Origin of the sequence: Vibrio sp. (assembly GCF_038138445.1) — a bacterium.
Lineage (GTDB): Bacteria > Pseudomonadota > Gammaproteobacteria > Enterobacterales > Vibrionaceae > Vibrio.
Window position 1 is genome coordinate 1 of the sequence record NZ_JAYQDQ010000051.1, and the last position, 22,330, is coordinate 22,330.

The 22,330-nt window shown below is 41.6% G+C and carries 17 protein-coding genes; 7 read left to right on the forward strand and 10 right to left on the reverse strand.

Going from position 1 to position 22,330, the window contains the following annotated elements:
- Positions 1–190: 190 nt before the first annotated feature.
- Complete coding sequence (locus AAFM34_RS13445) at positions 191–1,477, reverse strand: sensor domain-containing diguanylate cyclase (RefSeq protein WP_341663647.1); 1,287 nt, start codon at positions 1,475–1,477, stop codon at positions 191–193.
- A 433-nt stretch (positions 1,478–1,910) separates the two neighbouring features.
- On the opposite strand from AAFM34_RS13445, the gene AAFM34_RS13450 reads away from it, so the two are divergent.
- The 3 genes from AAFM34_RS13450 (at position 1,911) to AAFM34_RS13460 (ending at position 5,917) form a co-directional block, all read left to right on the forward strand.
- Positions 1,911–3,143, forward strand: coding sequence for an OFA family MFS transporter (locus AAFM34_RS13450; protein WP_341663649.1), 1,233 nt, complete (start codon positions 1,911–1,913; stop codon positions 3,141–3,143).
- A gap of 187 nt (positions 3,144–3,330) precedes the next feature.
- A complete protein-coding gene (locus AAFM34_RS13455; protein ID WP_341663651.1) occupies positions 3,331–5,688 on the forward strand; it encodes a fatty acid cis/trans isomerase in 2,358 nt (785 codons plus the stop codon).
- A gap of 40 nt (positions 5,689–5,728) precedes the next feature.
- Positions 5,729–5,917, forward strand: a complete 189-nt coding sequence (locus AAFM34_RS13460) for a hypothetical protein (protein WP_341663653.1) — start codon at positions 5,729–5,731, stop codon at positions 5,915–5,917.
- An 81-nt stretch (positions 5,918–5,998) separates the two neighbouring features.
- On the opposite strand, the gene AAFM34_RS13465 is transcribed toward AAFM34_RS13460, so the two are convergent.
- Positions 5,999–6,412: an RNA-binding S4 domain-containing protein gene (locus tag AAFM34_RS13465; RefSeq protein WP_341663655.1), complete on the reverse strand. Its 414-nt coding sequence runs from the start codon at positions 6,410–6,412 to the stop codon at positions 5,999–6,001.
- 101 nt (positions 6,413–6,513) lie between these two features.
- Here AAFM34_RS13465 and AAFM34_RS13470 point away from each other — a divergent pair, with 101 nt between their 5' ends.
- On the forward strand, positions 6,514–7,311 hold the full coding sequence (locus AAFM34_RS13470) for a transporter substrate-binding domain-containing protein (RefSeq protein WP_341663657.1): 798 nt from the start codon (positions 6,514–6,516) through the stop codon (positions 7,309–7,311).
- A 39-nt stretch (positions 7,312–7,350) separates the two neighbouring features.
- Here the strand turns inward: AAFM34_RS13470 and AAFM34_RS13475 are convergent, their stop codons facing one another.
- The 6 genes from AAFM34_RS13475 to AAFM34_RS13500 all read right to left on the reverse strand — a co-directional run bounded on the left by AAFM34_RS13475 (position 7,351) and on the right by AAFM34_RS13500 (position 15,270).
- Complete coding sequence (locus tag AAFM34_RS13475) at positions 7,351–8,943, reverse strand: ABC transporter ATP-binding protein (protein ID WP_341663659.1); 1,593 nt, start codon at positions 8,941–8,943, stop codon at positions 7,351–7,353.
- A 2-nt stretch (positions 8,944–8,945) separates the two neighbouring features.
- Positions 8,946–9,983 (reverse strand): ABC transporter permease, encoded by a 1,038-nt coding sequence (locus tag AAFM34_RS13480; RefSeq protein ID WP_341663662.1) that lies wholly within the window; start codon positions 9,981–9,983, stop codon positions 8,946–8,948.
- Entirely contained in the window at positions 9,984–11,072 is a 1,089-nt protein-coding gene (locus AAFM34_RS13485) for a microcin C ABC transporter permease YejB (RefSeq protein ID WP_341663664.1), read from the reverse strand. It abuts the gene before it with no gap.
- 16 nt (positions 11,073–11,088) lie between these two features.
- Positions 11,089–12,906 (reverse strand): extracellular solute-binding protein, encoded by a 1,818-nt coding sequence (locus AAFM34_RS13490; RefSeq protein WP_341663666.1) that lies wholly within the window; start codon positions 12,904–12,906, stop codon positions 11,089–11,091.
- 147 nt (positions 12,907–13,053) lie between these two features.
- Positions 13,054–13,572: an NUDIX hydrolase gene (locus tag AAFM34_RS13495; RefSeq protein WP_341663668.1), complete on the reverse strand. Its 519-nt coding sequence runs from the start codon at positions 13,570–13,572 to the stop codon at positions 13,054–13,056.
- A 60-nt stretch (positions 13,573–13,632) separates the two neighbouring features.
- Positions 13,633–15,270: a methyl-accepting chemotaxis protein gene (locus tag AAFM34_RS13500; RefSeq protein WP_341663670.1), complete on the reverse strand. Its 1,638-nt coding sequence runs from the start codon at positions 15,268–15,270 to the stop codon at positions 13,633–13,635.
- 317 nt (positions 15,271–15,587) lie between these two features.
- Here AAFM34_RS13500 and AAFM34_RS13505 point away from each other — a divergent pair, with 317 nt between their 5' ends.
- Entirely contained in the window at positions 15,588–16,583 is a 996-nt protein-coding gene (locus AAFM34_RS13505) for a 2-hydroxyacid dehydrogenase (protein ID WP_341663672.1), read from the forward strand.
- 46 nt (positions 16,584–16,629) lie between these two features.
- Here AAFM34_RS13505 and AAFM34_RS13510 read toward each other — a convergent pair whose 3' ends face one another.
- Positions 16,630–18,990 (reverse strand): ATP-binding protein, encoded by a 2,361-nt coding sequence (locus AAFM34_RS13510; protein WP_341663674.1) that lies wholly within the window; start codon positions 18,988–18,990, stop codon positions 16,630–16,632.
- A gap of 215 nt (positions 18,991–19,205) precedes the next feature.
- On the opposite strand from AAFM34_RS13510, the gene AAFM34_RS13515 reads away from it, so the two are divergent.
- Both AAFM34_RS13515 and AAFM34_RS13520 read left to right on the forward strand, forming a co-directional pair.
- Positions 19,206–19,691, forward strand: coding sequence for a hypothetical protein (locus tag AAFM34_RS13515; RefSeq protein ID WP_341663676.1), 486 nt, complete (start codon positions 19,206–19,208; stop codon positions 19,689–19,691).
- Between the two features lie 24 nt (positions 19,692–19,715).
- Entirely contained in the window at positions 19,716–21,341 is a 1,626-nt protein-coding gene (locus AAFM34_RS13520; RefSeq protein ID WP_341663678.1) for an ABC transporter ATP-binding protein, read from the forward strand.
- A 66-nt stretch (positions 21,342–21,407) separates the two neighbouring features.
- On the opposite strand, the gene AAFM34_RS13525 is transcribed toward AAFM34_RS13520, so the two are convergent.
- Positions 21,408–22,307, reverse strand: coding sequence for a LysR family transcriptional regulator (locus AAFM34_RS13525; RefSeq protein ID WP_341663680.1), 900 nt, complete (start codon positions 22,305–22,307; stop codon positions 21,408–21,410).
- Between the last annotated feature and the right edge of the window lie 23 nt (positions 22,308–22,330).

The following is a 22,330-nucleotide window of genomic DNA, read 5'->3' on the forward strand; positions in this document are numbered from 1 at the left end:
TATCGAACCCGCATCATCAGCTTGGAAGGCTGAGGTAATAGCCATTATACGATGCACGCATCATCGTGGGGACAGCTCTAATATGCCACAGTAATATGAAAAGAAAAGTTTTTTTTTCATGATATGATTCCGTTTGCTTTCTTTGTGCGCAAAGTGGCAAAAATTTAACCTCAAGTGAAGCTAGATTTTATTAATTCGCCATATTACGTACAACAGCACGATCTTTTCCCTGTGCCTTGGCTTGATACATTAGATGATCGGCATCAGATAGCTGTATATCATGGTTTGACGTTGGATAGTAAGCACATCCCAAGCTCAGAGTAACCTTATACGGTAGCTGCTCACCAAAATCTAGATTTCGAATTAAGTCACAAATGGAATGAGAGACTTCTTTTACTCTCAATTCATCTTGGTTGTTCATGACAAGAGCAAACTCCTCACCACCGATGCGCCCTAGAAGTTGGTCTGGTCCCACACTTCCTTGAATGGTCTCTGCGACCGTTTGAATAACATGGTCACCCACTTGATGTCCGTAGTTGTCATTAATTGACTTAAAATCATCAATGTCAAATACAATCACACAAACATCACCCGGTTGTCCAAGACGCTGTTGAAACTCTGCAACAAAGTGTCGGCGATTACTCAAACCTGTCAGGTGGTCAGTTTCCGACAATTTTTTTAACTCTTCGTTTGCCAAGGCTAGCTCACGAGTTTTCATCCTTACCGAATACCTCAAGGCAAAGATATATAAAACAGCACCTATAACGGCAATGGCAATAAGAGCAGGAGTTAAAAAAGTCGGGTACACTGTGTTAATATGCATCCATCGGCTGAGTATCCTCTGCTTTTCACCTGTTGTTATAGCTTCTTGGCCTTTTGTTATGAAGTCTTGTAAAGCTTGGTTCCCCTCTTTCACTGCTGCTCTAAGATCGCCAGAGTAAAGGTTCCTAACGCCAATAAATGAGTTTGTTTGATTGCTGGTTAGGAGATAAAAGTTGCCGACCTGAAGATCCGCAACAAAGGCTGATATGTCACCGCTAAACGCTGCATCGAGCATTTCTTGGTTATTACTAAATGAAGCCAAGTTAAGATTCGGGTAAGTCTTGCGTGTAAATGTTTCTTCATATCCTCCTTTTACCACACCCACCCTATAATCATGCTCACCCAACATAAATGCGTTGAGATCCATACCAATTAGATCTCGATTAATATACATCTGCGTATCTATAGTTATGATGGATGGGGTATAATCGAGATAGGCATCTCTTTGCTCAGAAAAAAGCAACCCCGCATGCACATCCGCCTTTCCTGTTCGTACCGCTTCTAATGAGTCGTTCCAGTCGAGAAGAAGAAATTCAACCTCTACATTGTTGTGCTTAGCAAACAGTTTCCAATAGTCGATAAGAATGCCTGTCGGCTGTTGATTATCATCCAAATAAGAGAAGGGTTTCCACGCTTTAGAATTAGCAATTATCAAAGGTCGTGACTCTATGTCATTCTCCTTGGCATGGGCTACAGTTGCAAAAAACAGTATAAAAAGCAGAATACTAGCACAGTACCGTACACTGCTGTTAACCTGTAGCTTGCTGATTTTCGAGTTATTGAATAATACCACGTATTTATTCCGGATCTTGGCCTACTAACAGAAAGTTATAATGACACTTATAATAGTAGACACTAACAGCTCATACGCCAGCTTAGTTGTTTCTCACTGACTATATGATTAAGTACCTCTATGCCTTCAGAGTTTTATCAAGATCACCTCTAATTGGATCATACAAAAAAGTGATTTAAATCACCTCAATATTGGGTATAATCCGCGCCCATTATGTTTTTTGTTGATAAACATAAAACAAATTTGAAAATACCGACAAGAACCTCTCACAGACAGAGGTAAAATGAGAAGTAAAATGAGCAAGATTGATAAAGCGACACGAATACTACTAGCAGGATTCTGTATCAACCTTTGTCTTGGCATCCTATATGCCTGGAGTGTCTTCAACAAAGCATTAGTGACCAAGTCTGGGTGGAGTGCTGCTGAAGCTTCCTCTCCCTATGCTATCGCGACAATTACCTTTTCAATTTGCCTACTTGTCGCGGGGATCCTTCAGGATAGAATGGGCCCACGTAAAATCCTGATTCTCGGCACCACACTAACTGGATCAGGTATGATTGCCTCCGGTTTTGCAAATTCACCATTGATGCTGAACATTACTTTTGGTCTGCTGACAGGTGCGGGAATTGGCTTTGGCTACGCTTGCCTTTCACCATCGGCAATGAAGTGGTTCCATTCTTCGAAGAAAGGCATGGTTAATGGCTTAATTGCTGCTGGTTTTGGCCTTGCTGCTATTTACCTTGCTCCGTTAACTGCTGCTCTCATAGATAGCATGGGCATTCAAACAAGCTTTATTGTTCTTGGTATAGGTATCTTAATAGTTACAGTCCCTCTAGCTGCAACGATCAATAATCCGCCCGCAGGCTATTTGCCTTCTTCTCCCTCTAATAAAGCAGGTAAATCAACCACTAGAAGTGCAGAGCACAATGACTTGGTCTGGAAATCAATGTTGAAGACACCTCAGTTCTACTCACTTTGGATTATGTATGCCTTTGCTGCTTCAGTTGGCCTAATGATCATAGGTAACATAACCACTATCGCTAGCATACAAGCTGATTTACCTAATGCCGTCTACCTAGCTTCTATTCTCGCAATATTTAACTCTGGTGGGCGAGTCGTGGCTGGTTTACTCGCTGATAAGATTGGTGGTATAAGGACTTTACTCCTAGCATTCATTCTCCAAGGCATTAACATGATTATGTTTGCTACTTTTAATAGTGAATTCACTTTGATCCTAGGAACAGCAGTAGCAGCTGTAGGTTATGGTACATTATTAGCGGTATTTCCAACACTTACAGCAGAGTTCTATGGCCTTAAAAACTATGGCACTAACTATGGTGTACTCTACACCGCTTGGGGTATCGGTGGTGCTATAGGTGCAACTGTTGTTGGCTTCTCTATGTCAAGCGGTGATAACTATAACCTCGCATACACAGTTTCGGCCTTCATGATGGCGACCTGTATTGCTTTGGCACTATTTACCAAACCAATCTCAATGGCAAAACTTGGACGGCTAAAGAAAGCCTAGTTCACCTTTCGTGTCACCCTCAATTTCAAAAAGCTTAACCTAGTTGTTAAGCTTTTTTGATCGATGCAAACGCATTGTAAAATCTCATCAAAATTATACAGTTCGAAGACTTTGGTTGGTTATTTGCTGACTAATTAAGTATTCTTTTATTGCAATGATTGAACTGGTCTAGGCTGCTATTTTTCATATGAATATGCGTAAACTCTTTATTTTATCTTTTATTACATTATTTGCAGGCTGTGCGACCTACGCGAGTCTCAACTACGACAAACTATTTGGTGATGCCCAACCGAGGGATAGACTTGTTGATGCATCAAGACCATCTAGTGAATTCTTTCTCAAACAAGTGAAACCTATTATTGATAATCGATGCGTAGTTTGTCATGCGTGTTACGATGCTCCATGTCAACTAAAACTATCTTCCACAACTGGCATTGATCGCGGCGCAAGCAAAGCCATTATTTACCAAGGTACACGCCTGACCGCAGCTACTCCTACCCGACTATTTGAAGATGCTAAAAATACCTCTCAATGGAGAGACTTTGACTTTAACCCCGTCCTTAATGAGCGTATGCAATCTCCAGATGCCAATATAGAGGCAGGGCTAATGGCAAGAATGCTGATGCAAAAGCAAAAACACCCCCTACCTTTACAAACCCAACTAGAAGGATTTGATTTCTCTATTGATCGTGAACAACAGTGCCCGACTATTGAGGAATATGCAGGATATGAAAGTCAGTATCCCAATTGGGGAATGCCTTATGGTATGCCTAATCTTACTTCAGCCGAATATTCAACATTAATGTCATGGCTGCAAGATGGTGCACTAATGAACGCGCCATTACCCTTGACCTCTGAGCAAGATGCTCTCGTCAATAAGTATGAGCAATTCTTAAACTCCAGCTCTCGCAAAGTACAGCTAATGGCTAGGTATATATACGAGCACCTTTTCCTATCACATTTGTATTTTTCTGATCTTAAAGAGCCGACACCTCGTTTCTTTACCTTGGTCCGTTCAACAACGCCTCCTGGGCAGCCCGTTGATCGTATTTCAACCCGTCGTCCTTATGATGACCCTAAATCCGATCGCGTTTATTACAGGTTGATTCCCGTAGAATCAACCATTGTTGATAAAACACATATGCCCTTTGCGCTGAATAAACAACGTTTAGCCAATTGGCAAAAGTGGTTTATCGACTCAAAATATGACGTCGCTAAATTACCTGACTACTCAGTGGAAGTCTCCGCTAACCCTATGACAGCCTTTATCGACCTTCCCGTTAAAGCTCGTTTTAAGTTCATGCTGGATAATGCTCAAAATACGATTAACGCCTACATCAAGGGCCCTGTATGTCGTGGACAATTGGCATTGAATGTTATTAACGACCGTTTTTGGGTATTTTTCTTGGACCCTGATAAGTCGGATATCCCTGAAGTAAACGAATTTTACCGTTCTCAAGCAGACAATCTGAAACTTCCTGGTGAATTAGAGAGTAATACGGTGCCGATTACCAATTGGGTCTCATACTCCCGCCAGCAAGCTCGTTACTTGGAAGCTAAGTCTGAGTTTATTAATAAATGGTTTAAAGATGGTCAAAATCTCACAACTGACGTTATTTGGACAGGAAATGGAACCAACCCAAATGCAGCACTCACTGTCTTTAGGCACTTTGATAGTGCATCAGTCGTTCAAGGTCTGGTCGGTAAACCGCCTAAAACCGCATGGATCCTTGACTATGCACTTATTGAACGTATTCACTACCTACTCGTCGCTGGGTTTGACGTATATGGTAACTTCGGTCATCAACTAATTACCCGTATGTTCATGGACTTCCTTCGTCTAGAAGGAGAAAGTAATTTTGTCGCTTTGTTACCTCAAGACATTCGCCATATCGAACAATCAAGCTGGTATCAAGACCAAAGCACTCAATTAAGTGACTTCTTACAGCGTAACGTCAAGCCTTTCAATCAACCAAGTCAGGTGCCTTATAAAACTGAAAATCCAAAGCAAGAACTGTATGACATTCTAAAAACACAGCTTTCTTCAGTACTTAACGATCGATATGCCATTGAGCGTACTGGGCTTTCTCTTGGACATGAACAAGCACTAGCCACCATTGATGACTTAAAAGGGGAAGGCATCCGATACTTCCCTCAGATTGTAATGCTACTGATTGATTCAGAATCTGGCAAAAATCAGGTGTTTACTCTTCTTCATAATAACGCCCATACCAATATCTCCAGTCTGTTTGATGAGCAGAAAAATAGAGACTATGACAATGATAACTTCACCTTGGTTCGTGGCATCCTAGGTAGCTACCCTGCTGCATTCTTATCACTAAATGAAAAAGACGTACCATTACTTGTAGAAATGATTAAACAAGTCAAAACAGAGCAAGATTACGTTAAGTTATTGGATAAATTTGCTATCCGAAGAAGCTCAGCTGAGTTTTGGTCTTTCAGTGACAAAATCCACCAATGGTATAGGAAAGATCAACCTATCGAATTTGGTCTGCTTGACTATAATCGTTTTGAGAATAGGTAAAACTATTCGGCCAAGCGTTAGATAACGCGGGAGGTAGGGTATGAGTATTCGAGATAGTATTCAAGCTATCGAGCAGCAAATATACATCGCTTGCTCAGAGGGTGATTACGACACTGTCCAAATGCTTGAACATCAGCTAGAGAGTTTGCGAGGTAAGGCTGAGCAACCACTCGATGATGATTCCTATGCACCTGAAAGTAAGATACACCCCGAAGACTTTTGGTATTAACGATAAAAGCCCCGTACAAACGGGGCTTTTTCTATATCAAGCATGCGGGTATGTATTTTCTCTATCGCGCAAATCTAGCTACTAGAAAAAATCAATATCTGAGCGACCAATCTTATTCTTCTTTTTAGGCTGTCTTGCCTTTTGGTCGTCGGTTTTTTCCGGCTTTACTTGTTGGCTTGTACTCTGGTAACCAACTTGCTCAATTACCGAACCATCCAGGCTCTCATGTTCTGCAGTATCGGGGTCACAGATGACCACGTAAAACTCTTGGTTAAACTCAAAAATATCCCCGTGATACATTTTGCGCCTCTTACGAGTCTCAAGTTCACCATTGACCGCAACATAACCCTCAGCGATAAGGTGTTTTGCTTCACCCCCTCCACCGACTAAATTGGCCAATTTAAACACCTTATACAGCTCAATAGGCTGACTTGATACTTCTACTCCAATCGCTTCGATCTCAATTTCTTGAGCATTTTTGTCGTCTTCTGTCATGTTTTGCTTGAATTAAATAGCGAAAACGCAAAGTCTAATGCCTAACCTTCAATAAATAAACTAAAGTTAATCATAGAAAGAGCATATTAAAGGGATAAGCTTTGCTCAAATGGACACTCATTCTACTTCTGCTTTCATGGCGAACGCTAGCTTTCGAGCCGCCAGTAAAGGTGCTGGTATATGGTGATGATGCTTATCCGCCATATAGCTATGTAGAAAATGGCATCGCCAGAGGTATATACAGTGACATTCTTCGCCGTGTCTTCGAAGATATGCCAGGCTATCAAATAAAGATTGTGCCCATACCTTGGAAACGCGGCCTAAAGATGCTCAAATCAGGAAGAGGCTTCGCTTTGTTTCCACCCTATTACTACGCTGATAAGCGATTATACATTTCACCTTATTCAAAGCCGATTTTGAATGAGGAAGTTGTTGTCTTTTGTAACACTGATAGTGTTGAAGGTCGTCCACTGAGCAAATGGCCATCCGATTATCTAGGCTTAACCATAGGTGTAAATGAGGCTTTCGCACTCGGTGGAAACGAGTTTTGGAATGCGGTGAAAGCAGGGAAAATAACTATCTCTGAAGCAAAAGGAAGTCGACCTAGCCTACTTAAGTTATACGAGAAGAAAATCGATTGTTATATGAACGATCGCTTATCGATACTATGGGAAATCAAACGTATGACAACCGAAGGCTTGCTTCCAGAGGATTGGCAACTCACATTAGGAGCGGTTGTAAGTGCAGAGCAAGGGTACCTAGGTTTTACTACTATCCAACCTGATAAATACCCCTATAAAGATGATTTTGTGACAACCTTTAACTCTATTCTCATGCAACTGAAAGAAAAGGGAGAAATTGACGTCATAGTAAAAGCCTATTTAGAACAAGATCTATAACACGCTTTTATCTCCCAGTTTTTCTCATTTCAACACAGCTTAAAAACTTGAAAGCTCGACCAATTTTCGGGTGTAGGATCGCTTTGGGCTTTCAAACAACTGCTCTGTTTTCCCACTCTCAACGATCAGTCCTTGTTTCATGACAATAGTATGGTGACAAAGCGACTTCACAACATTAAGATCATGACTTATAAACAAATAGGTTAAAGCGTATTTCTGCTGGAGAGATTTTAGAAGATCAAGTACCTGTGCTTGAACTGTTCGATCAAGTGATGATGTAGGTTCATCGAGTAAAATAAACTCAGGCTTAAGTACCAAAGCCCTTGCTATTGCAATCCTTTGGCGTTGCCCGCCAGAAAACTCATTAGGATATCGGTGGCGAGTTTCAGGATCTAAGTCAACATCTTCCATAGCCTCACAAATCATTCTATCTACGGTTAATTCATCAAAATCGTGGTGTACATACAGCCCTTCACCTATTACTTGAGCAACAGACATTCTGGGGTTAAGCGCAGAAAATGGGTCTTGGAAAACTACCTGCATTTTACTGCGGTAAGGTAACATCTCTTTTCGGTTTAATCCTTGTAACTCATGTTGTTCATAGCAGATGGAACCCTCAGAATTCACCAAACGCAAAATCGCCATACCCGTGGTCGACTTGCCTGACCCACTTTCACCTACTATACTCATTGAATGGCCACGTTTAAGGTCAAAATCCATGTCTGTCACTGCTTTGATATGAGAAACCACTCTTTTGAACAGCCCTCCAGTAACGGGGAACCAAACCTTTAATTTGTCTACTTTGATTAAACTTTCTGAATCTTCCGTGACATCTACTGGTAACCCACGTGGATCCGAGTGAATCAATGTTTGAGTATAAGGATGCTCAGGCGCGGCAAACAACGAATAGCAATCTGCTTGCTCTACTAGCTCTCCATCTTGCATCACAGCAACTTTGTCGGCAATTCTGCGCACTATGCTTAGGTCATGGGTAATAAAAAGCATCGCCATTCCGAGCTCTTTTTGCAAATCCCTCAATAATTCCAATATTTGCGCTTGGACAGACACATCAAGCGCAGTGGTTGGTTCATCCGCAATTAGAAGCTCTGGTTTGTTTATCAAAGCCATTGCTATCATGACTCTTTGCCGCTCGCCCCCCGATAATTCGTGAGGATAAGCATTAATTTTCACTTCAGGATAACGGATACCCACTTTCTCTAGCCATTCAGTTGCTAGTTTTTCTGCTTGAGTCTGACGAACACCACTATGTATCGCTAGTGTCTCTACCAACTGCTTTCCTACTTTATGCAGAGGATTAAGAGACACCATAGGCTCTTGGAAAATCATTCCTATACGATTACCGCGTATCCCTCTTAGTTCGCGTTCAGAGCAGTTAAGTATATTGATGCCATCGAAATTGATAGAGCCTTCAAGATAATGAGAGGAGCCTTTGGGAAGAAGCTTGAGTATTGAATTGGCCGTCACTGATTTTCCAGATCCGCTTTCACCAACTAATGCTAGGGTTTGCCCTTTAGAAATAGTAAAAGACACTTTATTTGTGACTTTCTCTATCTCCTTACCGACACCAAATCCCACTGACAAGTCGTTCAACGTAAGTATTTCGTTCGCCATAGTTACCTACCTTGGTGATGAGGGTCAAAGGCATCTCGCACAGCTTCACCAATAAAGACCAGTAAGGTAAGCATGATGGATAATACCAAAAAAGCAGAGAAACCAAGCCAAGGAGCTTGTAAGTTAGCTTTGCCCTGAGCCAGTAACTCACCCAGAGATGGAGAACCCGCAGGCAGACCAAAGCCGAGAAAATCGAGAGATGTGAGTGTAGTGACCGAACCCGAAAGAATAAATGGCATCATTGTTAGAGAAGCGACCATAGCATTTGGCAACATGTGTCTGCTCATTATTCTACTATCGCTAACTCCCATTGAGAGTGCGGCTTTTACATAATCAAAGTTTCGACAACGTAAAAACTCAGCCCTTACTACACCAACTAGACTCATCCAACTAAAGAGCACCATAATGCCCAATAACCACCAGAAATTAGGCTCGACAAAGCTGGATAAAATAATCAGCAAAAATAGAGTTGGCATTCCTGACCATACTTCGATAAAACGTTGGCCAAATAAGTCTAACCAGCCGCCATAATACCCCTGCGTTGCGCCAACAATAACACCAATCACACTTGAAACTAGGGTAAGGATAAGTCCAAATAGAACGGAAATACGAAACCCATAAATAATACGAGCTAATACATCACGACCTTTGTCATCGGTACCAAGCCAATTAACCTTGTCAGGAGCAGAAGGAACAGAGCCAGAAATATCGTAATTTATCGTACCATAACTAAATCTAATCAAGGGCCATACCAAATAACCTTTATTTTCAATTAATTCAACCACATAAGGATCGGTATAATCCGCTTCGGTTTCAAATTCCCCGCCAAACTCGGTTTCAGAATACTGAGTAACAATGGGGAAATACCAAGCACCATCATAATCAACCAAGATAGGCTTATCATTAGCTATCAACTCTGCAAACAGACTGATAATAAACAGCACCATAAAAATACACAGCGACCAGAAACCACGCTTGTTAGCTTTAAACCTTTGCCAACGTGCCTGATTCAATGGATTAGCAACTTTGCTTTTTTGCATTTAACGGGCCTCAAAATCTATTCTTGGATCGACCCAAGTGTATGTTAAGTCAGATATAATGCTCAAAATCAATCCCAGTAGAGTCATGATGTAGAGAGAACTAAAGACCACTGGATAATCTCGCTGAATAGTGGATTCAAAACCGAGCAAACCTATACCTTCAAGTGAAAACATCACTTCAATCAACATTGAGCCAGTAAAGAAAATACTGATAAATGCGGCAGGAAAACCGGCAATAATGATCAACATAGCGTTACGAAAAACATGCTTATAAAGAATACTGCTTTCATCCAACCCTTTGGCTCTTGCTGTCACAACGTATTGCTTGTTAATTTCATCCAAAAAAGAGTTTTTAGTTAGCATGCTTAAGGTAGCGAACCCACCTATAACCATAGCAAGTATCGGCAAGGTCAAATGCCAGAAGTAATCGATAATTTGTTCATACCACAGCATTTGTTCAAAATTGCTCGACACAAGACCACGTAATGGGAACCAACTAAAGTAGTTACCACTGGCAAACAATATAATCAATATGATGGCAAACAAAAATCCTGGAATCGCATAGCCAACTATAACGACTGCACTCGACCAAATATCGAATCTTGAACCATGATGAATTGCTTTCATTACACCTAATGGAATCGATATGAAGTAGATAATCAATGTACTCCACAATCCCAAAGAAATAGATACAGGGAGGCGCTCAACAATTAAGTCGATCACATTTCCTCCCTTGAAAAGGCTCTCGCCAAAGTTGAAGGTAGCGTAATCTTTTAACATATCAAAATAACGCTCAAGTATTGGCTTATCAAAGCCAAACTGCTTTTTGATTTCCTCGACGACTTCAGGATCTAGCCCTCTTGATCCCTTATATCCACTTGGACTGATATCCTTATCGATTTCAAGAGAAACTTCGCTGCCACCACCAGAAAAGCGCTCCATAATACCTGAACTGTGCCCTTCAAGCTGAGCGATAGCTTGTTCAACAGGTCCACCTGGTGCGATCTGAATAATAAAAAAGTTAATCGTGATTATCGCCCACAAAGTGGGTATAACTAACAGTAATCGGCGAAATATATAGGCGGCCATGCATTAAACCTCTATGTTAACGACGTTTTTCAGGTAGTTTTGCGGCTTTCTCTTTCGATATCCACCAAGTATCAACGCCAAGATCGTATTTAGGCACAGTCGCGGGGCGATCAAACTTATCCCACATTGCTACTCTGTATTTACTTACATACCACTGTGGAATAATGTAAAAGTTCCACTGCAGAACTCGATCAAGCGCACGGCCTAACGCAAGCAAAGCATCTGGGTCTTGCTGCTTTTGAGCAATTTCCATCGTCAAGCTATCCACCACAGGATCCATAACCCCTGCAAAATTATAACTTGAGTCAATATAGTTAGAGTTCCATATAATCATCAGATTTGGGCTTGGGTACGGGTTTGCCGAATAGCCTCTGGAGATCATGTCAAAGTCTCTATCTCTTAATCGCTTTGTGTACTGCGTGGTGTCGATAGTACGAATTTTCATCTCAATACCCATTCGCTTCATATTCCTTTGAACTGGTATCGCAATTCGTTCATCGGTAGGACTGTAAATCATTAACTCGAAACGAAACGGTTCACCTGTCTTAGTGTTGGTCAAAACTTTGTCTTTTAGCTCCCAACCTGCTTCTTTCAACAGTTTGAAAGCGATTCTCATCTGCGCTCGAATTCTACCTGAGCCGTCAGTTTTAGGTGGTTCAAATTCTTGTGTTAGTGCTCGTGGAGGAATTTGATTTTTAAACCGCTCTAAAACTTTACGTTCTTGTTCACTGGGTAACCCCTTCGCCTCATAATCTGTATTTTGAAAATAGCTGCGAGTTCTAGAGTATTGACCATAGAACATGTTCTTGTTCATCCACTCAAAGTCCATCGCATAGCTCAGAGCTTCTCGTACTCGCGGATCTTTAAATATATCCCTCTGGGTATTGAAAACAAAGCCAGCCGTACCCTCGGGCTTTTGATGGGGAATTTCCTCTTTAGTAATAAAGCCTTTATCAAAGTTTTTTCCTGTGTAGGAATTAGCCCAATACTTCGCCGATGTCTCTAGGCGAAAATCAAACTCACCCGCCTTAAAGGCTTCTAACATGACAGTATCATCTCGATAGTAATCGTACTGAATTTGCTTAAAGTTATGCCGCCCAATATTAACAGGAAGATCCTTTGCCCAATAATCTTCTACTAATCCATAAGTGACACTTTGCCCAGTCTTGTAGTCAATGATTTTGTAGGCGGAACTACCAACTGGTGGAGTCGAAATGGGTTCTGAAAAAGACTTATCTTTCCAAAAATGCTCTGGTAGCACACGGGTCGATTGGGCAAAACTAAATAGTTTTTCCCTATTTGGCGTTGCCATTTCTATCCGAACTGTGTGTTTATTCTTCGCCTTAACAGACTTAATATCTTTATAGTAAACTCGATACTGAGGCACGCCTTCTGTCATAAATTTATCAAAAGTAAAAGCAACATCGTCGGCGGTAATAGGCTCTCCATCATGAAAACGCGCTTTGGGATTAATATCTAACTCAAGCCAAGTGTAATCATCTGAGTATCGGACTCTTTGAGCGATTAATGGGTAATAAGCATCGATTTCATCACTGGGCGAGTACATCAAGGAATCATAAAGTTCGGCAGTTGCCGCAGCAGCAACACCCCTTGATGCATAACGATTAAAATTATCGTAGGTTCCTATCTGACCATAGGTAACCTTGCCATATTTAGGCGCATTAGGATTTACATAATCAAAATGGGTAAAGGTGTCAGGGTACTTAGCTTTACCGAATCCTACTAAGTTGGTTGATTCAATGACTTTAGCTTGTCCGATAGAGCTTAGGCTAACAAGTAAAGCTCCTAAGAAAATGCGGCATATTGGCGTCATAGGCAGTACTCTTCCCAACATTAAGTATACTATTATTAATTCAATTACTTAGATTAGTATAGGTACTTATACAACAGCCAGAGAAATGTTCGCAACAAAAATGTGCCGCAGCGCCAAATATAAATCATGTCAAAAGCAACATATTAATTACAACATTTCTTTGGCAATGAGGTGTAAAAGGTACGTTTCACGCTCAATACTCATCCCTTTTTTCGGGCTACTAGCTATGGTTTTTTCATTATGAGCAATAGCCTGATGGATGTTGACCCACATGGCCGTCATACCATTTTTAATTTCGTAATCTTCATACGACGGCTTTCCGAGCTTACGGTCAACCTTGCAGGTATAGCAGTAGGAATGCATATGAATGACGTCGGCATCAGATTTGTACCATGGTCGGAATTCTTCATAGATACCAAACGGCTTTATACTGTGGATATTTCGAGCGCCAGTTTCTTCTTTTAACTCCCTCACCAAACCCGCAATGATATCCTCTCCATCATCAATTCCACCTCCGGGGATGGAGTAGTCATGATAACGCTGTGTGTATAGTAGTAGAATCTCCTCTCCACTAACCACTATGGCTCTCGCCGCTTTCCTTTGGATGATAACTCTGTTATCCAAGTGGTTGATATCAGGATGTATAGATGTTTTTAAGTGTCTCATCAGGAACTTAAACTATGATCGATTTGAGTCGATTCTACCACATGAGTTTAAGGCCTCAAGTTAGGCCAGCTTGAAGCGGTGAATCATAGACATCAAGTTATCTGAAACACGATCAAGCTCTGTGCTCGCACTTGCCATCTGGGCCGATTCAGCCGACACTGAAGATGCCATATCACTCAGACTCACCATATTCCGGTTCATCTCGTTCACTGTGACTGTCTGCTCTTCCGCTGCTGTGGCAATATGTTGGTTCATTTCCTCTATGGTGTGAACCTCTTGATTAATCTTGTTAATCGCCATTCCTGCTTGACTTGATAACTCAGAAGCATTGGTAGCTCTTGCTGTTCCATGATCCATTGCTTTGACAACATTCTCTGCCCCTACTTGGAGTTTCTCTACAATATTTTGAATCTCTAGTGTTGATTCATGTGTTCTTAGCGACAAACTTCTCACTTCATCGGCTACCACCGCAAAGCCACGACCTTGCTCCCCAGCCCTTGCCGCTTCAATTGCTGCATTAAGCGCTAATAGATTGGTTTGCTCAGCAACACCGCGAATCACTTCCAGAACAGTATCAACATTGCGTGCATCGGACGCCAATTGCTGTACAACTTGACTGGCTGACTGTATTTCACCAGCAAGCTCATTAGCCCCCCCAACATTTTTATCGATAATCTCATGACTATGGTTGGCTTCTTTTGCAGCTAGACGACTCGCATCATTGGCTTCGGCTGTTCGTGCTGCAACTTCTTCAACTGTCGCTAGCATTTCAGTCATTGCGCTTGCTAATGTTTCTACATCACTTTGCTGCTGATTAAGACTGTGATCAATATGCAATGCTGATCTGGATAGCTGACCAGCTGCACTGGATACCTCACTACCCGCATCACTGATATTGAGCATAATATTTTGGACCGACTCAACAAACTCGTTGAAATACCGTGCCAAATCTACCAATTCTCTACTGCCTTCTTCTTGTAGGCGCTGGGTTAAATCACCTTCACCTTTAGATAAGGTTTTCATCGCGTTTACAGTACGTTTTAGTGGCGCGGTAATGGTTTGAATAAAGAAGCCTATTGCTATAGACAAGAAGATTAATATTCCTATAGCGTAACTTATCGAGGCTATTTCAGAGCTGCGCGTATCCTCTTTTAGCGCAAGCATATTCATTCCAGAGCCAATCATCCAACCCCATGGCTGAAAAATAGTCGCATAGCTTGTTTTTAGATCTGCGGTCGTAGAGTCAGGATTTTTCCAATAGTAATCAACAAACCCACCACCATTTTGAGCAAGCGTATATAAGTCCTGAACAAAATAACGCCCTGTACTATCTTGGAGACCAATAATGTTTTTGCCAATGAGCGACTCAACACCTGACGCAAGTTGTAAGCCCTCACGACTGACAACAAAGACATAGTTATTACCGTCAAATCGCATCGCAGATATTGTCTTTAGCGTGCGTGATTGGGCCTCAGTTTCTGAAATGATACCGGATTGATACTGTTGGTAGTTATGTTTCGCAACACCAGTTGCCGCCTCAACCAGCGTTGATACACCACGCTCGTAATTTTCTCGCATGTGCTCGCGAGATTTATCGATATTAAGAAATGTATTTGCCAGCAGTCCAATAGCAAATAAGACTAATATGGACCATGCCCGTGTCGCTATGGACACCTCAGATAGCTTCTTTGTGATCATGTTTATATATCCTAGCCAGAAAATAGATACTTTCAGCGCCTAGCTACAACACCCACCTAACCTAATGATAATTAAGCCAAGAGCTATTTATTTTGTCTCTAATAATTTAGCAGTAAATTATGATGTTGATGGATAATTTGTAGGAAATTTCCCCCCTTAAATCTCTAATAACAGAAATAACACTGCAACCATAAGTAGAAGCAAGGTTTTTGCTGAAGGGCTTAAAACCCTTATCGATAATAATTACTTTAATTTTGTGTGATTTCGCGCTTCAATATGACTAGATTTTTCCTCATTGAAGATTTTTAGAGGTCCATATGTTAGATGTCGCCCTATTCAGCGCTAAGTCATACGACGAAATGTCTTTTAAAAAAGCAAACAAACCATTTGGCTTTGAACTACATTTTCATGATTTTCCACTCACCAAAAAAACCGCAAAAATGGCTCACGGCTGTAAAGTTGTTTGCGCTTTTGTTAACGACGATTTATCTGGCCCCGTGCTAGAAGAATTGTCATTACAAGGTGTCGAACTGATCGCTATGCGATGCGCAGGATTTGATCGAGTTGACTTAGACAAAGCTAAAGCTCTTGGTATTCAGGTGGTTAGAGTACCTGCATACTCTCCTGAGTCGGTTGCCGAGCACACTGTTGGATTAATGATGTCTCTTAACCGACGTTTCCACAAAGCATATCAACGTACTCGTGATGCTAATTTCTCACTCGACGGACTGGTTGGCTTCAACTTCCATCAAAAGACCGTCGGCGTGATAGGAACTGGCAAGATCGGCATTGCTACAATGCGTATTCTTAAAGGGTTGGGGATGAATATACTCTGTCATGATCCGTTCGAAAACCCAATCGCTCTGGAACTTGGCGCCACTTATTGCAGCAAAGATGATGTATTTGAAAAAAGTGACGTCATCACACTTCATTGTCCAATGTCCGATGAAAACTATCACCTTTTAGATAACTCGGCTTTCGAAAAAATGAAAGATGGTGTGATGATCATAAATACAAGCCGAGGTGGGTTATTAGATGCCGCCGCTGCCATTGAGGCTCTAAAAACAGGTAGAATCGGAGCACTCGGATTAGATGTGTATGAGAATGAAAAAGACCTGTTCTTTAGAGACAAATCCAACGACATTATTGTTGATGATGTTTTTCGCCGCCTCTCTGCGTGTCATAACGTTCTGTTTACTGGCCATCAAGCTTTTCTCACCAACGAAGCACTTGGTAATATCGCAGATACTACGCTAGGTAACATTAATGCTTTTCAACACAAACAAAGATCAGGAAATGAACTGATCGATTAACTAGCAATCGGGCTTTATTTCGAAAGCCCGATATAGTTTGAACCGATTATTTTCTTAAAGCGTTTAATTTTGCCTGAGCAATACCAAATATCGTATCGATCGGGTAACTACCTTCATCACTCGGCTCGCCCGCAGGTCTACCCATAAACAGTTCAATGGCTTCTGTTACATGATCAATAGCCCATATGTGAAATTCGCCACGTTCTACCGCTTTAACCACATCAGGTCTTAACATCAGGTTATGCATATTTGCTCTCGGAATAATAACCCCCTGATTATCGCTGCGGCCTTTAATCCCACAGACATCGAAGAAACCTTCAATTTTCTCGTTCACCCCTCCAATCGGTTGAGCTTGGCCAAACTGATTCATAGAGCCTGTAATTGCGATACTCTGACAATTAGGTTGACGTGAAAATGCCGATACTACTGCACAAAACTCAGCCATACTCGCACTATCACCATCAACACCTCCATATGATTGTTCAAAGGTAATAGTGGTTTTAAGAGGCACCTTAGCGGTCTTGCCAAATACTGAAGATAGGTAAGCGGTAAGTATCATGACCCCTTTTGAGTGAATGCTCCCCCCCAAGTCGACACTTCGCTCGATATCTATTACCTCACCATCTCCATAGCATGTCGTAGCCGTGATTCGGTTTGGCGCCCCAAACATGTACTCACTGGTGCTTAACACCGAGAGAGCATTGACTTGACCCACGGAGTGGCCGTGTGTTTGGAGTAATGTGGTTCCATTGATAAAACCTTCCATCACACTGTCTTTTAAGCGACTAACTCTAAGCTCCTGATTTGCTAATGCTTCCTCAACATGACTGGCACGAATCATATTCGAGTTCGCTTGACGACCAACATAATTGGATTCTCTGAGAAGATTAGCAATATTGGCTGAATGTAAAGATAACTTCGTCTGATCCCCAGACAATCGACAGCTATGTTCAATGATTCGCGCAATGGCCTTTTTATCACAGTGCAACATATTGTTGTCGTTCACCACACTTGAGATAAAACGCGCGTACTGCAACTCAGATTCTGGAGTACGAACCATTTCATCTTCAAAATCGGCCGTCACACGGAATAACTCACTAAACTCAGGATCATAGTGTTGCAGAAGCTGATAAGTACGATAATCACCAAATAAAATTATTTTCACATCAAGCGGTATTGCTTCAGGATCAAGTGATACTGTGCCAGTCAGAGTGACTTCTTTCTCGAGTGACGTAAAACTGAGTTTTCGAGCTCTCAATGCACGCTTCAGGCCATCCCAAACATAGGGCTGCTCTAGGACTTTCTGTGCATCCATCATCAACACACCACCATTCGCTTTGTGTAAGCTGCCAGGGCGGATCAGTGAAAAGTCCGTAAATACGGTACCTTTAAATGTCGCTGTCTCAATATAACCAAATAAACTATGGTAATTCGGGTTTTCTTCAACCACGATCGGAAATTCATCCGTTTTACGGCTTACAAGAACGTTAACCTTATAGCGTCTGGGCAGCTTCTTATCTAGTGATGCGGTTGCTACTTCTGCTTGTTCGCCACTTTGCTCAAGAAAAATATCTGCATTATCAACAATATCCTGCTGCAACTCGGTCAAATAGGTTTTAATTGTCGGATAGCCAGAGTAATCTTTCTTCAATTGCTTGATGAAGTGAGTAATAACATCTAGTGTGACATCATCGTTGAGTTTTTTGATCTTCTCACTGTAGGCTTCTTCCCACTCTGTCAGCTGGCGAACCATATCTCGCAGCTTGATTTCAAGCTCATCGATCGTTGTGCCAAAATACTCTTGTTCTTTTTTTGTCAGTTCTTCAAATGACTCTTCGGTATGCATTTCGTCACAATCCATGGCAACGAACTGATAGTCACCTTGGCTGGTTATGGTTAAGCTAATCCCCTTACCTTTCGCATCTCTAGTGATGGCCGCCAATTCAGCCTCTTGCTTTTGAGCTAGCTGATTTTTAAGTTTGTCTGCTCGACTGTAATAGAGCTCATTATCGAAAGCGAGAGGCATAGCATTAACCAACTTTGACATCAGTTTCTCAATGTCTTGCTTAAGTTGACTACCAATACCTCTAGGTAATGCCAGTACTTTAGGCGTTCTAATATCTTCAAAGTTTGCAACATAGCACCAATCATAAAGCGTTTTTACGTCATGTTGGTGACGATTCAAATAGCGCAAAATCATAGTACGCTTACCCAAGCCGTTTTGGCCGATGGCATAGATGTTGTAGCCCTTTTCTTTAATGGACATTGCAAACTCTACCGCTTTTTGCGCGCGCTCTTGACCAACAATTTCATCAATAGGAGCCAGCTCTTTCGTCGACTTGCATGGCAGCATTTCTAGCTGCGCTGCATGGTACAGCTGACGTGATTCAAGCCTTTGAATTGCCATCTCTACTTTCCTTATCGTTATATTCTTTGCTCTATAAGTTCCAAGTGTAGGCTAGTTTTATTTATATTTTAGTGACTTAGGCACGTTGAGAGTTCAAGTGGACAAATATCAACCAATTTCGTTGTCAAACAAACAACTAAATGATAATTATTTGCAATAGATAGTAAATTACATTTAAATAGAAGCTGTGAAAACTTTGGTGGAGCAAATCAAACATGGACTTACAACAGTGCTGGACTAATTATTTAAAAGCAGAGCAATTGTTGGAGCAAGGTCATTGGCCCGAAGCCCATAACTTATATGACCAAGTACTCACCCATTTACCCAGCCATATTCACAACGCCATCAATGATGAGCACACAAAACCCTGCCAATTCGGTTGCTTACTAAGAAGCTTAAGAGATTCAGCGATATCTCAGTCAGAGATATTGAACAAAATGGGCCAGTATCAAAACGCATTTGATCTACTCAATCAAAGTTATGGACTGCTGCAGTTTATCTCTATCGAACCCACGGAACTGATTGAAGCAACACATTCAATGTTAGACAGAAGTTGTAACGATCTTTTGTCTCATATGGGAGCATTTTGCAGTGCTCAAAGAAATGCGCAGTGGATGCTAGAATTTGAGCATGTTCAAAAAGCCCACCATCATTTTGCCACTTTAAAAGGTTATGGAAATGCTTTAGGCAGATCTCATTAAAAAATGAATAAAAAAGGAATTTAAATGTCACAGTCACCGATTCTCGAGGTAAAAAACCTCTCCGTCAGTTTTACAACCAATGATGGTATTGTAGATGCAGTTAAGAATGTCAATTTCGAGTTATTCCAAGGAGAAACTCTCGCAATTGTCGGTGAATCTGGAAGCGGAAAATCCGTTTCAACCAACGCTGTAATGCAACTACTGCCGAAAAATGGGATTGTCGATAAAGAGTCGCAAATTTTGTTTGAAGGCCAACATCTATTAACAATGTCAGAAAAAGCCATGCAAACAATACGTGGTGACCGTATTGGTATGATTTTTCAAGAACCGATGACATCACTAAACCCTTTCATGCGAGTTGGCATTCAAGTTGCCGAAGCAATCATGTGTCATCGCCCCGTCTCACGCTCTCAAGCAAAAGAGAAAGTATTGGAGCTGTTTAATCTGGTTCACTTACCCAACCCCCAGCAGGCCTATAGCAAATACCCTCATGAGTTTTCCGGAGGTCAGCTTCAACGCATAATGATTGCTATGGCCCTTATCAACGAACCAGATATTCTCATCGCTGACGAACCAACAACAGCACTCGATGTCACTGTACAGGCCGAGGTGCTCAATCTAATCAAAGAGATTCAGGCGAAGATGGGCATGGCCATCTTGTTTATCACCCATGACTTAGGCGTAGTAAAACATCTGGCAGACAGAGTCATCGTCATGTGTAAAGGTGATGTCGTGGAAGAAGGCCAGTGTAGTGAGCTGTTTTCTAATCCTCACCATGAATATACCAGAATGCTGATCAACTCAGTGCCTAAAGGCGGTAAAGATCCTGTAGAACCTAGCGCGCCCCCACTGCTTAGGGCTGAAGATATCAGAGTGAAGTTTCTGATTAAAAGCCACTTTATTCCAAGTCATAACCAATACTTTGAGGCAGTTAAAGGAATATCTCTCGAACTTAAACAAGGGGAAACACTTGGTATTGTAGGTGAGTCTGGCTCTGGGAAATCAACACTTGGCCGCGCCCTTATCGGACTTCTACCGTCGACAGGTAAGATTACTTTCAAGGGCCAAAATATGGAAGAGCTCACCAATAAAGAGCGGTTTGCCCTCAAAAAAGACGTACAGATGGTTTTCCAAGATCCCTATGGTTCGCTGTCTCCTCGTATGACAGTGGGTGATATCATCACTGAAGGCTCAACAGTACACCAACCTCAGCTCAGTCATTCGCAGCGCATGCAGCGGGCACGTCAAGCTCTTAAAGAAGTTCACCTTGATCCTCATTCCATTAACCGCTATCCACATGAATTCTCGGGGGGACAACGGCAACGCATCGCCATTGCTCGCGCTCTAATACTAGAGCCTTCGTTTATCTTATTGGACGAGCCAACCTCCGCGTTAGATAGATCCGTCCAACTGACCGTGATTGATTTGCTTAAGGATATCCAGAAAAAACATAACATTGGATTTCTATTCATCAGCCACGATTTGAGCGTAGTCAAAGCACTTTCGGATCGTGTTTTAGTGATGCAAAAAGGAGAAGTGATGGAACAAGGAACAGCAGATGAGATCTTTCATTCTCCAAAGAATGAATACACTAAAAAGCTCATTGACGCCTCGTTTGATCTAGACGAAGAAGAAATCGAAGCCGCTTAACCCATCAAATATAATCATACTGCCGATGTCATTAATACATCGGCTTTCCTCTATTTAAAACCTTGTTCAAAAATAATGAGCAATTTCAAGATAGCGAGTACGAATATGCTCGATCAGCAGTTTTATCTTTTTAGGAGGCTGACGAGTAAATGGATAGACAGCATAGATCCCTAAGCGCTTAGCAACTAAATCGGGAAAAACGTCAATCAACTGACCATTGCGAATATCGTGATAAACCAAACATCGAGGCACATAGGCTATACCATGGCCCCCAATTGCAGCCTTTCGCAGTGCTATCGCATTATCTGTTGAAAAACTTCCTGAGACTTTAACAATGTAATTCCCCGAAGTGCTTTTAAACGCCCATTCAGAGGCACCTGTTGTCTGATAAACATATTGCAAACAATTGTGGCGGATTAAATCATGGGGTTTAAGTGGTCTCCCATTACGAGAAAGATAAGAAGGTGAGGCACACACCACCCATTGTGAATCTAGGATATGCCGAGCAATCAGGCTTGAGTCCTCTAAGTACCCAGTCCGAATAACCAGATCATAACCACCATCCACAAGGTCAACAAAACGATTATCAAGTGACATATCTATCTTTAGTTCTGGATAAAAGGTACAAAATTCAGCCACTGCATCAGCTAGAACCAATTCTCCAGATATACATGGTACCGACATTTTTATCCGACCACTGATGCTTTCTCCAAAACCTGATACTGAGTCCATCGCTTCTTGGGCAGCCTGCTTCACACTTTTCGCACTATTATTCAAAGCTTTACCAGCTTCGGTTAAAGTTAATTTGCGTGTTGTTCTGTATAAGAGCTGGGTTCCTGCATCTTGTTCCAAGCGTGCAATTCTTTTGCTAACTACTGAATTCGTAAGGCTATTTACTTCAGCAACCTTGCTGAAACTTCCCAAGTCAGCCACTTGAGAGAAAAGAATGATGTCATCTGCTTTCATATTATTATGCGATTTTTGGAATC